Source organism: Capnocytophaga canimorsus (assembly GCF_002302565.1).
In the GTDB taxonomy this organism is placed as follows: Bacteria; Bacteroidota; Bacteroidia; order Flavobacteriales; family Flavobacteriaceae; genus Capnocytophaga; species Capnocytophaga canimorsus.
Window position 1 is genome coordinate 512,128 of record NZ_CP022382.1, and the last position, 14,748, is coordinate 526,875.

Annotated in this window: 9 protein-coding genes and 1 other RNA gene; 3 read left to right on the top strand and 7 right to left on the bottom strand. The window is 34.8% G+C overall.

Annotation, left to right across the window (positions count from 1 at the left end):
* Positions 1–19 precede the first annotated feature (19 nt).
* The 4 genes from ctlX to CGC47_RS02295 form a co-directional block, all read right to left on the bottom strand.
* Positions 20–952, bottom strand: a complete 933-nt coding sequence (ctlX, locus tag CGC47_RS02280; protein WP_041998835.1) for a citrulline utilization hydrolase CtlX — start codon at positions 950–952, stop codon at positions 20–22.
* 177 nt (positions 953–1,129) lie between these two features.
* Positions 1,130–2,044 (bottom strand): dimethylarginine dimethylaminohydrolase family protein, encoded by a 915-nt coding sequence (locus CGC47_RS02285; RefSeq protein WP_041998838.1) that lies wholly within the window; start codon positions 2,042–2,044, stop codon positions 1,130–1,132.
* Positions 2,045–2,121: 77 nt separating this feature from the next.
* Entirely contained in the window at positions 2,122–3,549 is a 1,428-nt protein-coding gene (locus CGC47_RS02290; RefSeq protein WP_095899938.1) for a WG repeat-containing protein, read from the bottom strand.
* 415 nt (positions 3,550–3,964) lie between these two features.
* A complete protein-coding gene (locus tag CGC47_RS02295; protein WP_041998841.1) occupies positions 3,965–5,248 on the bottom strand; it encodes a citrate synthase in 1,284 nt (427 codons plus the stop codon).
* Positions 5,249–5,527: 279 nt separating this feature from the next.
* Here CGC47_RS02295 and rnpB point away from each other — a divergent pair.
* The 3 genes from rnpB to trpB all read left to right on the top strand — a co-directional run bounded on the left by rnpB (position 5,528) and on the right by trpB (position 9,572).
* An RNA gene (gene rnpB, locus CGC47_RS02300) (RNase P RNA component class A) lies at positions 5,528–5,826 on the top strand.
* 19 nt (positions 5,827–5,845) lie between these two features.
* Positions 5,846–8,017 carry an FUSC family protein gene (locus CGC47_RS02305; protein WP_095899939.1) on the top strand — a complete coding sequence of 724 codons (2,172 nt, stop codon included), beginning with the start codon at positions 5,846–5,848 and terminating at the stop codon, positions 8,015–8,017.
* A gap of 346 nt (positions 8,018–8,363) precedes the next feature.
* Positions 8,364–9,572: a tryptophan synthase subunit beta gene (trpB, locus tag CGC47_RS02310; RefSeq protein ID WP_082025274.1), complete on the top strand. Its 1,209-nt coding sequence runs from the start codon at positions 8,364–8,366 to the stop codon at positions 9,570–9,572.
* A 112-nt stretch (positions 9,573–9,684) separates the two neighbouring features.
* Here trpB and CGC47_RS02315 read toward each other — a convergent pair whose 3' ends face one another.
* The 3 genes from CGC47_RS02315 to CGC47_RS02325 form a co-directional block, all read right to left on the bottom strand.
* Positions 9,685–12,081, bottom strand: coding sequence for a S9 family peptidase (locus tag CGC47_RS02315; RefSeq protein ID WP_095899940.1), 2,397 nt, complete (start codon positions 12,079–12,081; stop codon positions 9,685–9,687).
* A gap of 32 nt (positions 12,082–12,113) precedes the next feature.
* Positions 12,114–13,157: an endolytic transglycosylase MltG gene (gene mltG, locus CGC47_RS02320; protein WP_041998844.1), complete on the bottom strand. Its 1,044-nt coding sequence runs from the start codon at positions 13,155–13,157 to the stop codon at positions 12,114–12,116.
* A 211-nt stretch (positions 13,158–13,368) separates the two neighbouring features.
* Positions 13,369–14,619, bottom strand: coding sequence for an aspartate kinase (locus tag CGC47_RS02325; protein WP_041998847.1), 1,251 nt, complete (start codon positions 14,617–14,619; stop codon positions 13,369–13,371).
* Between the last annotated feature and the right edge of the window lie 129 nt (positions 14,620–14,748).

Consider the following 14,748-nt stretch of genomic DNA (forward strand, 5'->3'; position numbering starts at 1 on the left):
AATAAACGTTTATCTTCTTTTATTCTTTTGACAAGAAAACTTCCGCCATCATACAACGTGCACTTCCGCCGCCGCAAGTCTCAATAGTTTCTAAATCAGAATGTAATATTTTGCAGTGCTTCTCTATTTTTTTTATCTGCTCCGGATTTAAACTTCGATATGCCGCACCACTCATCACGAGGTACGCCCCGTCTTTTCCTTGCACCTGTAACATATTTCCTGCAAATTGATGCATTTGTGCTTCGGTGATGGCAATAATTTCTTTACCATCTTCCTTTAAATGAGCAATCACATTCTTTTGTTCTTTCTTATCTTCAATAGTATCCAAACAAATGATAGCAAACGTTTCAGCAACGGACATCATCACGTTGGTATGATAGATAAGTTTTGAAACTCCGTCCACTTTTTGATATGCCTTGAAAATTACAGGAGTGTACTCAAAATCTTCACAGAACTCGATAAACAATTCCTCATCAGCACGAGGCGATAACGCACAATACGCCTTTCGGTTTACGCGGTCTAATATCATTGAGCCCGTTCCCTCTAAGAAAACATCATCGTTCTCAGCTTCGGTGTAATCATACACGTTTTCAATAACATACCCCTTTTCTTCGAGTAAGTCCAACACGTCTTCTCTACGCTCTCTCCTCCTATTTTCAGCGAACATCGGATATAATGCAATATTCCCCGTTTGATGAAAACTTATCCAATTATTCGGAAATATCGAGTCTGGCGTATCTTGTTCTTTGATATCATCAACTATGATGACGTTCACACCAATATTTCGCAACTTCTGAGCAAATTCGTCAAACTCCTGCTGTGCTTTTTTATTGATTTCTTCATTTTTCAAGTCAATTTGTTCTTGAAAATAGTTATTTACCGCTGTTTCTTCGTTCATCCGAAATGCTACTGGACGAACCATCAATATAGTATCTGTTATTTGTTTATTCATTGGATATTTTTATTATTTTTTATAATAGATTTTTATTTTTTATTCGTGATAATCAGTTTATTATTTTTAATGATGTATTTAAGGCTTCGACTTCGCTCAGCCTGACAAGAACTTCGCTCAATGGCACATAAAAATTTTATGTTTCTTCCCTACTACTCTTCTTATTTTATAAACTCCCTACTCTCTGATAAGCGGTAAGGTAGAACATCGGAGCAGTCCCTCTTGTTTTGAGATTTCATAGTATGGGATTTCCTCCACCACGAAGCCATTATCTCGTAACCAGTTATTCAAACGCGTGAATTTCCGTTCCGAAACCACCACATCAGGAGCAATTGAGAAGATATTGCTATACATATGGTACATTTCGTCCCTTGTAATGTGAAATAAATTTTCTTTTCCGAAAAGTTCTAACAAATATACATAATCTGCCTCTTCACGGAAGCCACTCTTGTAGATAATTCCTTTATTTCTGCCCACAGGTTGAAAACAACAATCCAAATGTAACGCATTATCCCTCGCTTCTAAGTTAGATTTCACCAAATCAAACTCTTTTACGATTTTATTTGGGAATAATTCCTTAATAAATTCTACACCTTGCATATTAGTTCGGGCAGTGATGTAATTTTTATAGTCACTACCTTTATACGTTCCTATGAAGATGTGTTCATTCCAAGGCATCACGTCCCCACCTTCGATATGTACTTCATCAGGAGGAATAACTACTTTCGATTTTTCGATTTTGTTCACAATATACTCAATAGCCTGATACTCATTTTCTCTATCAGGCAATATATTTGCTTTGATAAAGATATCATCTATCACAAAACCAATATCACGAGTGAAGATTTGGTTACAATTTTCGATGATTTCGGGTCGATATACCGTAACGCCATACTTTTCCAGCACACTCCTGAAAGCTTCCATTTCAGCTACCATATCTTTTTCGATAGGATACGTCCCAGCTTTGATATGCTCTAACGATTTTGGGTCATACGCCTCCTCAGCTGTCGGAGTAGCTCCATTACTTTGAGCAGTACCGAGGATAACTGCTTTTAGTCGGTTCGTTTCGTTTTTAATATTTACCTTTAACATAATAAATATGATTTTTCTTTGTTATATAGCAATTTTAGATTCTAATACTCTTAACTTATTTAGGATAGTTGGATAGATTAAGGACAGTTTGCTTCACATTCATTTCGCATATTAACTTCAAATCGCTTTCCATCGCGTTCTACAGTTAAAGTCCCTGTTTTATCATTAAAATAATCATCTACCCAATCGTATTGTATTGGGATAATTTCCTCTCCTTTTGTATTTATATACCCTTGTTTGCCATTTATACCTACCTTTGCGATACCTCCAAGAAAGTTTCCTGATATATTATCATACACTAACGAAATTATTTCTTTTCCTCTTTTATTTATAAATCCTTTTTTACCATTTTGAATGACTGCTACTAATCCATCAGAGCTTAAACTTCCTATATCATCATATTTATATGGCACAATCAATCTTTTTCTTTTAAAAATCCCCCACTTTCCGTCTTTTTTTATCGCTGTTAATTTCTTATTTAGCCTTTTTGTATTTTCATCTCCTATAATATGTAACTCCTTTCCTGCACTATCAATCAAATAAGTCACATTACCTTTCATCACTCTTGCAGTCCCATTATTGAAAGGATAAGCTCTGTCATAAATCATCGGGATTACTAATTTACCTTGCTTATTTACGTATCCGTATTTTCCATTCATCTTCACGTAGGAAAGCCCTTCGCTGAAAGTATCTACAAACTCATAAATGGTTGGAACAATAACCTTCCCAGAAGTGTCAATCGCTCCATCTTCATCTCCACTTTTTATCACAGCCATTCCATCACTAAACGAATAAGCAAATCTGAATTTCAAAGGAATAACTTCACGCCCCTTTTTATCAATAAAACCTGTTTTACCTTTTGATGTTACTCGTGCAAACCCTTCAGAAAAGTCACTAATTATATCATATCGTAAAGGAACTATCATATTTCCTGACTTATCCATAACACCTACTTCTTCATTTTCAACCCATACCATTCCTTCATAGAAATCACCTACTCTATTATAAGCAATTGGTATGATTTCTTTTCCTGTTCTATCAATAATTCCCGTTTTTTTCTCTATAGATACTTTACCACCTCCATTTTTAAAGCTCTTTGCTGAAGTATATTGAGGAATGACAATCTCTTTTCCTTTAATATTGATATAACCATACTTATTATCACGTTTAATTAGAGCTACCCCATCAGTAAAGTCTTCAAATCTATCATAAATAAAAGGAGTTCTCATCTTACCTCTTTTATTTATCAATCCCCATTTGTTATTCTTTCTCACCCAAGCTACTTTTCCTGTAAAAGTTTTGACTTCATCAAATTCAAATGGGATAACTGTTTTCATTCTTTTATTAACATATCCCCATTTTCCGTTAAGCTTGGCTATTTTTCGATTATTACTTAAATGATGTGACACATAATCATATTTATTAAACTGACCATACGACAAGAAAGGAATAAAACATAACAGCAACAGTACAATACTGATATATTTTTGAGTTATCTTCTTCATACAACAAACACCTTATAAATTAATTTACTTAATTAGTATACTTATTTTTAGTTTTCGCATATTATTTTCTTTTGCTCTTATATTATTTTGTAATTTCCTTTCTTATTTTTCTTTAACAAGATACTTTTTTTGTGTTTTCCTTACACTTTCTACTCAACACTTATATTATTCTTCGTATTCCTGTACTTATTTTTTGTTTTACTATATTTTTTTGTTTAGTTTTTATCTTATTTTTTGAAGTTTGACATATATTTTGACTTAAACTATACTTTTATATCGAAAAACTTTATTTATTTTAATTGATAGATAGATTTTTTGTCGTTATAGATTGCTTTTTTAGTTTGATAGACCTATTTTTTCATTCAAAAAGAAAAAAGCCCCGAACAAAACGAGGCTTTTTAATAGGAATTTGTTGTTATCTTTTACTGATATCGACAAATTTTCGTTGTGTTTGCCCAACATAAATCTGTCTCGGTCTCCCGATAGGTTCATTACCTTGTCGCATTTCTTTCCATTGAGCAATCCAACCTGGTAAACGCCCAATAGCAAATAGTACCGTGAACATTTCCACGTGCATTCCTAGCGCACGATAAATAATTCCTGAATAGAAATCAACATTCGGGTACAAATTTCTTGATTTGAAGTACTCATCTTCCAAAGCTACTTTCTCTAAATGCTTAGCGATGTCAAAAATTGGGTCGTCAATGCCTAAAGAATGTAAAACTTCGTCCGCAGCTTTTTTAATGATTTTTGCACGTGGGTCAAAATTCTTGTACACACGATGTCCGAAGCCCATAAGTCGGAATGGGTCGTCTTTATCTTTTGCTTTGTTGATGTATTTTTCCACATCGCCTCCATCGGCTTTGATATCCTCTAACATTTCAACAACTGCCTGATTTGCACCTCCGTGTAACGGACCCCAAAGTGCCGAAACCCCTGATGAAATGGTTGCAAAAAGTCCCGCGTGTGATGAACCCACCAAACGAACCGTTGATGTAGAGCAGTTTTGCTCGTGGTCGCCGTGTAAAATAAGCAATTTGTTGAGGGCACTCACCACTTGCGGATTCATTTTGTATTTTTCGGTAGGGATTGAGAAAGTCATCTGTAAAATATTCTCAATGTAGCCTAATTCATTATTATAGTAATTAAGCGGAAGCCCCTCACGCTTACGATACACCCAAGAAGACAACACTGGAATTTTCGCAATCACCTTACAAACAGCCTCATATACATCTTTCTCACAAGAAACGTCAACCGATTTTGGATTGAACGCTGTTAAAGCACTGGTAAGCGAAGCCAAAATACCCATTGGGTGAGCCGTTTTTGGGAATCCGTCCAAAATACCCTTCATTTCCTCGTGAACCAAGGTATATTTATGAATGGTTTTGATGAACTTGTCATATTCTGCTTTAGTTGGTAACTCTCCGAAAACTAATAAATAAGCTACCTCCAAAAAGTCAGCTTTTTCTGCTAATTCTTCAATATCGTAACCTCTGTATCTTAAAATTCCTTTTTCTCCATCTAAGTAAGTGATCGCACTTTTACAAGCCCCTGTATTTTTATACCCTGAATCCAAAGTGATTAGACCTGTTAAAGCTCGTAGTTTATCAATATCTATTCCTCTTTCATTTTCGGTCCCCACAACGATTGGGAATTCATATTCTTTTCCTTCAAATAATAATTTTACTGTTTCTGCCATAGTGTTTTTACAAAAATTTTTGTTATGTGGTTGCTAACTTACAAAATAATTTTGAAATAACTTCATATTTTTTAACTTATCATAATTCTTTTTTATCTTATTCGAAAACAATAAATATTTAAACAACTTAAAATCAAATATTTAATAAAATATTTGATTTAATTAAGGCATTACTACATTTAAAAAGTTTCAATTTATAATAAAATTTTCATCTCGCTATGAGAAATATACACTGTTGAGAGTAAAAATTTCTACATAGAATCGTATCTTTGCCCACAGAGAGTAAATCGGTTTGTCGCCACTTGTGGAGGAAAGTCCGGACACCAAAGGGAAGCATAGCGGGTAATGCCCGTCCGTTGTAAAACGAGGACAAGTGCAACAGAAAGCAAGTACAGTTCGGCTGTAGTGAAATCAGGTAAACTCTATGCGGTGCAACGCCATGTAAACCAGCGTTTGAGGGTGCCCGCCCGATGTTGGAGGGTAGGCGGTTTGAACTCATAGGTAACTATAAGTCAAGATAAATGACAAACACTTTTCAGTTGAAAAGAACAGAATCCGGCTTATGATTTACTCTTTTTTTACTTTACATCTTTTAAAATGTTTACCGAAATCAAGAAATTTCTTACCAGTTTTTCATTTTTTAAAGGAATTCTTAAAACCATAGCACTACTTGTGCCCATTGCCTTTGGCTGGTACTGTGGAGATATCGCTGCAGGAATTGCTATAGGAATGACCATAGTGGTAATTTCTCCGAGTGATATTCCTGGAAACCGAAAACACCACATTAGCGGATTGATGATTGCAACTCTTTTGGCGATGCTCAGCTCTTTTTTAGTAAACATCACTTATCCGAACCAAAACATTTTACTTTTAACGATTTTCGGACTCACCTTTTTTAATGCTTACATTTCGTTATATGGGTATCGGGCTTCAATGATTGCCATATCGGGGCTGTTTAGTATAGCCACTACTTTGGCTCACATTCGCACAGGGACAGATATATATCTGCATTTGGTATATGTTTTTTTGGGCGGGTGCTGGTTCATTGCGTTAGTATTGCTTTACGTTAACATCAAACCACGCCAATACAGCGAACAATTATTAGGAAAATGTTTTTCATTAACGGCTGATTTTTTTTCTGTACGAGCCTATTTACTTATGTCGGAAAACCGAGAATCGGGGTTTAAAAGAATGATTGACCTACAGACACAACTCAATGAAAATTATGAAAAACTACGAGAAGAATTGTTGGACTCACGGAGTAAATCAGGAAGAACCAATTACTTACATCGTCAGTTTTTGATGTTCATCGAATTGGTTGACATTTTTGAACTAGCACTTGCTCATCCTGTACAATACGAAAAATTAGATCATCAATTTGGTAAAAATAAAGCCATTTTGAAACCATTTTCTGATTTTTTGAAAGAACTTTCAAGGCAACTCAATCAAATGTCAGTTTATATCGGTTCTCGAAAGAAAATAAAACTTTCTAACGAACTTGGCAATCTGTTAACTCTCATTTCCGAAATCATAAAAGAGGTTGAGAATAAACAACTTCAACACGAAAATAATGATACATTATTGACGCTTAAAAATTTTCAAGATTATCTCGAAAATCAATACAAATCAATAAAAGCTATACGTGTTATATTTGAGAATTATTACCAAAAAGACTTTACCAAGAACGAGGAAAAAGCCTATCGAAAATTTGTTAGCATTCAGGACTATTCACTCAAAAGACTGAAAGATCACTTGTCGTGGAAATCCTCGTTTTTCAGACACGCCTTACGGCTTTCGGTTACTATTTTGGTAGCTTATCTGATAGGACAAACTTTTTCACTACAAAACGCTTATTGGATTATTTTTACGGTTTTTATCATTATGCGACCTGGATTTGGGCTCACCAAGCAGCGATCCTTGAAACGTATTTATGGTACCTTTGTGGGAGGAGCAATCGCTTTCATTATCATTTATACACTTCCTTATCCTGATTTATATGCGGTTATTGGGATACTTGCTATGCCTTTTGCCTTTGGTTTAATCCAAGAGAATTATACAACAGGTTCCGTTTTTGTAACCATTAGTGTAGTTTTTCTTTATGCCTTACATACCCCTGATGTGTACAACGTACTACAATACCGTATTTTGGACACTTTAATAGGTGCAACATTAGCCGCTACGGCAAATTACTTCATATTACCTTGGTGGGAGCATTATTCTTTTAATGAAACTATTGAAAAATCAATACAAGCTAACATCAACTATTTAAAAGCGTTTAAAAATGCTTTGAATACTGGTAGCGGAATTACTAATGCATATAAATATTCGAGAAAAGAAGCCTTTTTGCGACTTTCTAATTTAAACGCCTCCTTCCAAAGAATGATGCAGGAACCCAAATCCAAACAAAAAGATTCTTCAGTATATAAAATAGCGGTAATACAACAATCTTTTTTAGCGACCATCGCCTCTTTAGGAATTCGTTTAAATAATGAAAACCTGTCACTTCCTAAATCTGCAATCAATTTGGCAATTGATGATATTATTATGACTTTAGAAATATCAACTCACTTTTTGAGAGAATCAGAATCACAGCTTCAAAACACTGTTAAAAATAATAATCTATCAGCTTCAAAATCCATTTCCAAAACAAATACAATGCTTATTTCCAACGAAATGCCCTTGCACGATGTTTATCTTTATAATGAACAAATCAATTATTTACATACTTTAGCAGAAAATTTACTACAAGCCGTAAAAAAGAGAAAATAATTACTTCAAATACCATCAAAAAGTATTTTCTTCCAAAAACATTATCAATAAATTACCTTCAAATATTTAGGATAATTGTATTTTGAAAGAAAAATAATTGTATAAAAATTTTTATTACTAGATTTTATTTTTACATTTGCCCCAACAAATGATGAGAAATTTTTGAAGAAAATGACATTGGTAAATACAAATAACAATTGGTGGTGGGGTTACAGTCTCATAAAAAGGGAGTGTAGTTGATGTTTTGTATTTATCTGAAATAAGATACAAAAGTCGTTAGGTTGCTCCTAACGACTTTTTTTTATTATTAAAAACTAAGTTTAATCGTACATAAATACTTTTTACAATGAAATCAATAACCGCAAAAAACAATGAAACAACCATTGAGGTAGCCCCTTTAAATGAAATGCTTAATTATCAAGGACATTATGGGGCTTATGGTGGAGCCTACGTACCTCCTGCATTGGAAACACAACTTAAAAAATTAAGCGATTTTTTTGATACTATCGCCCCTACAACAAGTTTCCAGGAGGAATATATCAGTATTTTAAAAGATTTTATCGGCAGACCCTCAGCACTTTATTTGGCTAAAAATTTAAGTACCTATGTTGGGGCTAAAATCTACCTCAAACGCGAAGATTTAAACCATACAGGCTCACATAAGATAAATAATGCTGTAGGACAGATACTTTTAGCACAAAAAATGGGTGCTAAAGAAATTATTGCCGAAACTGGGGCTGGGCAACACGGCGTGGCTACCGCTACAGCTTGTGCGTTTTTAGGGCTGCCCTGTAAAATCTTTATGGGAGCTGTTGATATGCAACGCCAAGCCTTAAACGTGAAAAGAATGCAACTACTAGGAGCTGAAGTAATTGCTTGTACTTCAGGAAATCAAACCCTAAAAGATGCCGTAGATACTGCATTGAGCTACTATATTGAAAATCCAGAAAGTTACTACTTATTAGGGTCTCACGTAGGTCCGCATCCGTATCCGAAAATGGTAGGTTTTTTCCAAAGTGTTATAGGTAATGAAGCCAAACAACAATTTTTACAAAAGGAAGGAAAACTCCCCGATAGTATTATTGCTTGTTTGGGCGGAGGGTCAAACGCTATCGGGCTTTTTTCAGCTTTCTTAGAAGACCAAGAAGTTAAGATATATGGGGCTGAAGGAGGCGGTGAAGATACTCTAAATAGCACAGCAGCTACTTTAAATTACGGAACTCCGATTGTTTTTCAAGGAACATATTCGTATTGTTTAACGGACGAAAATGGCAATCCGATAGCTTCAAAATCGGTAGCTGCTGGGTTGGATTACCCTGGAATAAGTCCGCAACACGCTCATTTAAAAGACATTAAACGTGTAGAATATCATTCTGTTACTGATAAGCAAGCCATTGAGGCTTACCAACTACTTTCTCGTTTAGAGGGGATTACCCCTGCCATAGAGTCCTCTCACGCTGTGGCTTTAGCCATAAAACTGATGAAAGACACAAATCAAACTGTAATTGTTAACCTATCAGGAAGAGGTGACAAAGATGTAGAAAGAGATATGTAAATATTGAATATCATCTTCAAAAATGATTCAACATATTGCACAATAAAAAAATCCGTAGAAATAAAACATTCTACGGATTTTGTAATTTTTGAAAATATTACAACTAATTACACTATTTGAGATGTTTTTCTAAAAATTGGTCTTGTTCCCAAAGGGTGTGTAATATACTTTCCTTAGCTTGATATCCGTGACTTTCAAAAGGCAATAATACCATACGCACCGGCGCTCCCAAATTTTTCAGCGCTTGGAAATAACGTTCGGTTTGAAGGGTAAACGTACCAGGATTGTTATCAGCAGCTCCGTGAATGAGTAAAAGTGGTTTTTTCATTTTATGAGCATTCATAAAAGGAGACATTGTGTTATAAACTTCAGGAGCATCCCAATAATTACGCTGTTCGCGCTGAAATCCGAAAGGGGTAAGAGTACGATTATACGCCCCACTTCTTGCAATTCCACAAGCAAATAAATCGGAATGAGTAAGCAAATTAGCCGTCATAAAAGCTCCGTATGAATGCCCACCTACGGCTACTCTTTTGGTGTCAATATATCCCAATGCATCAACCGCATCAATAGCGGCTTTACCATTAGCTATTAGTTGTTCAATAAAGGTATCATTAGGTTCTTGCCCTTGTTCTCCTACGATAGGGAATGCTGCATCGTCTAAAACGGCATATCCTTTAGTAACCCAATAAATAAATGAACCATAGCTCGGATAGGTAAACTGATTGGGATTTGCTGTGTTTTGCCCTGCAGTATTTTTACTATTATATTCGCGTGGATATGCCCAAATAAGCAACGGAAGTTTTTCCTTCTTTTTAAAATTATATCCCTTAGGAAGATACAATGTACCGCTGAGTGCAACTCCGTCTTTTCGAGTGTAATGAATTACTTCTTTGTGTATTCCGTTTAAGGCTTGGAATGGATTTTCAATAAAAGTAATTTGATTTTGTGTTTTCTTTTTATAGTTTTTAATATAATAATTAGGAAACTGTGTTTGAGATTCTAAACTCACAAGCAATTCCCCTTTTTTCACGTCAATTACATCTAAAATGTTTTCTTTCATATTTTTTACATTAGAGGTGTAAAGTCGCTTTTTTTCAAGGGATTTCAAATCAAGAGATTCAAAGAAAGGAAACTGCCCCTTAGGCGTATAACCTGCTCCTAACCAAAAGGTTTTACCTCCATCAATCTGCAATACATTACGATTCCATTGGTTTTTGATAAACAATGGGGTACCTGGGTCATTGTACACATCTTGATAATTTCTGTCAATGATGCATTTTTCGGATTTAGTTGTTGGATTAAACAAAAAAACTTTTTGATTTCGAGTATCGTACCAACTCTCATACACCAATGCATTTTGGGCATCCCCCCAAATAATACGTTGGAAGCGTTGTTTGAGTTTCATCAGCGAATTAGGCTGAGCGTTAAAAGGAGCTTCCCACTCAAACAATTCATCACGAAACTCGGCTTTTTGGTTTTGGTCGCCTCCGTCTAAAGCCTCAACATAAAACAAAGTATGTGGCTTGTCGGCACGCCAAAACATATTTCGTTTTCCCATCAGAGTAGAAGAAAATCCTTTAGGTAAATTTTCGTTAAGTGGAATAGTATTCACTGAAGCCACAAAATTACCTTGTGCATCACATACATAACTCTCCATAGGAAAACGATGATAAGGAACAATGTATGAAAAAGGTTTCTTAACTTCGGTTAGTAAAATATACTTACCATCAGGAGAAAAACTCTCTTCAACATACATCGCAGCTGATTTAAAAGGAGTTTCATTACCATTTAAATCTATCTTTTTTAATTGTGAAGTAATTAACACTTCAAAATTAAATTCATCTATCGGATTTTTAAGCAAATCTTGATAGGTTCTATTTTGAGAAACTTCGCCTTTTCCTGTAGATATCACTGGACCTTGAGGCAATGTTTTCTCCTGATTTTTCAAAGCTGGACGCTCCGAAGGCAATACTCTGATAACCATACCTGTACCATCAGGGTTCCAAGTGTAAGGCATTCCCAAATTTGCGTTCAAAACAGATTGTCCTAATCTTTTAGCTGTTGCCGTTTGTAAGTCAACCAACCAAAGCTCCACCCCATTGGGCGAAGTATGGGTAAACGCTATTTTAGTTTCATCAGGAGAAAAGCTTAGGTACGCAATTTGCGGGTTTACTGGCAAATTTTGTATTTGTTTCATTTGTTTTTCTCTGGTTTTCTTCAACTTTAAATTGTTGTAGTACGTAATGGTACTGGGAGTATTGTACTTCGGATTTATTCGTGTTCCTCCCAAGCGAATTTCTTCTTGATTTAAATCTTCCAAAGTTTTGTAGGTCGGACGAAACACGAAAGCCGTCCAATCCCTACTACTACTCATCATCACTGATGGGGCTCGTTCAAAGTCAGCCAATTCTAAAATTTCGGCAGATGGCTTCTGGTATTCTACACTCTCTTGGGCAGTCCCCCACTGAATACATAATGCCAACATTGGGTACAAAATTTTCTTCATTATTTTACGATTTTTCTATTTTAAAATTTTAATTATCTTTTAATTCCTTGTGATTGAATCCATTTCACATAAACTTCTTTGTTTTTATTGTGTTGAGCAAGCGTTCGGGCAAATTTATGAAATCCAAAATTTTCAGGGTCTGCAACAAAAAACAAAAAGTCGTGTTTTTCAGGGTCTAAAACGGCTTCAATTGAAGAGATATCAGGCATAGCAATAGGGGCAGGAGGCAATCCTGCATACTTATAAGTATTGTAAGGAGAATTAATTTCCAAATCTTTATATAAAACCCTTTTAATGATAGTATCATAATTACCCGTATGCTCTTTTATAGCAAAAATTACGGTGGGGTCTGCCTGCAATAGCATATTCATTTTGAGTCGATTAAGATAAACTCCAGCGACACGTTTGCGTTCAGAAACTTGTGCAGTTTCCTTTTGAACGATAGAGGCCAAAACAGTGGCTTGCTTTGGAGTAAGACTCTGTTTTTTAGCTTTTTCAATACGTGTTTCATTCCAAAAACGCTGGTATTCCTTAAGCATTCGGTCTCGAAATTTTTCGGCGGAAGTATTCCAAAAAAATTCGTATGTATTGGGTACATACATTCCGATGGCATCACTGATTGTAAAGTCATTTTCTTTAAGAAAGTGAATATCGGTAAAGGCTTGTATTAGAGAAAGGCTATCTGCCTCAATTTGTTCTGCGATGCGTTTTGCTAAATCCGACAAAGTTTCTTGATTATTGAAAGCCAGTTTTATAGGAGTATTTTTACTACGCAGAACATTAACAATTTCATTATTGCTACTTCCTTTTTTTATGATAAATCTACCTGCCTTAATGTTTTGTATGTACCCTTTTTTTTGAGCTATTTTAATGAACGAATCGGTATTTTCCAGCAAAGGTTCCAACTGCTCAATCACATCCTTAAACGTAGCATTTGTTCTGACCAAAACAATAGCTTCTTTATTTTGAAAAGCTGTATTAGGGGCAAAAACCGCACTATAGACATAGTAGGCAAAAACACCCATAAAAACCAATCCTATTAGAGCTGTAATAGTAAGTATGCGTCTGATATACATAAAACAAATTTTTAAATATGGGTAAAAATAAGCAATTTAGCTAAAAAACAAAGTAAAGTAAAATAAAAAGTTATTTAATTATTGCTTTTTAGATTTTCCTTTTGAAAAAATAAAAAAGACTTATCAACTCAAAGAGTGTAAAAATCTACCTAAAATCAGATTTTTACACTCAAAAAGAGTTTACTAAGTCCTTATAAATTAGTAAAAAGCGCTATTGAGCTACAATTTGCACCGTATTTTGCAACACTTGCTTTACAAGTACTTTTTTGCCTGTTTCTACTTCAGTAATTGCTTGTGAAGTAGCGTGTCGAATCGTATAAAGATTCACCTTTTCAAAAACGGAAACTTTAAATTTGGACTTTAGACTTTCTACCAAATCAGGAAGCGTATTGAATTTATTATCCACACACACCGAAAAACTTATTGCAGAATTTTGTATCAAACTTACTTTCATTTTTGAGTCGTGTAACAGTTTAAAAATAAAACTGATATTATCCTCCATAATGAAGGAAAAGTCTAACGATGACAATGATATAAGCACTTGGTCTTTTTTAAGTATGAAACAAGGAATTTTAGGCTCTAATTGGGCAACCCCACAAACAGCACTCCCCGATGATTGCGGATCAATAAACGATTTCACATACAAAGGTATCTCTTTGCGTTGTAATGGCTGTAAAGTTTTGGGGTGAATGACCGAAGCACCATAAAAAGCAAGTTCTATGGCTTCTTGATATGGAATCTTTTCAAGTAATTCGGTTTTTTCAAAGTAGCGAGGGTCAGCATTCAAAACCCCTGGAACGTCTTTCCAGATGGTAACGCTTTCAGCATTTAAGCAATAGGCAAAAATAGCAGCTGTATAATCTGAACCTTCTCGCCCCAAAGTAGTGGTGAAAAAATTAGCATCGCTGCCTAAAAAACCTTGCGTAATGTTAAGTAAAGACTTATTTATATTATTTTTTATGTTTGTCTCCGTTTCTTCCCACAGAATTCCTGCATCACGATAATTATTATCGGTTTTGATGAGATTACGAACATCAATCCAAGTATTTTTGACTCCGCAATCATTTAGATAATGACTGATAATCGTGGTGGAAATCAATTCACCGAATCCGACTACCTGATCGTAAACAAAACTATGTTTCGGTGATTTGTTTCGCTCCAAAAAAGAAACCAATTCCGCAAATAATCCATCTACCTTCCAATAAACTGGATGATTTTCGTTTTCAAATAATTCATTGATGATTTGATAATGAAATTCTTTGACTTGATCAATACTTTGCCAAAGCAGTTCTGACTTTTCAAAATAATGATGAATTACCTCCTCCAAGGCGTTGGTGGTTTTACCCATAGCCGAAACCACAATCAAAGTGTTCGAATAACCTATTTCTTCCAAAATAGTTGCCATATTACGCACTCCTGCCGCATTTTTCACAGAGGCTCCTCCAAATTTAAAAATTTTCATAACACAATAATTTTCAGATATTTTTATACTACAAAAAAGGTCGTTAAACTTATTTTGTTGCAAAAATAACTAAAAGTTATATATTAAACAAAAATATTTTCAACTAAATCGTTTTCGTTTTTTCTTTTT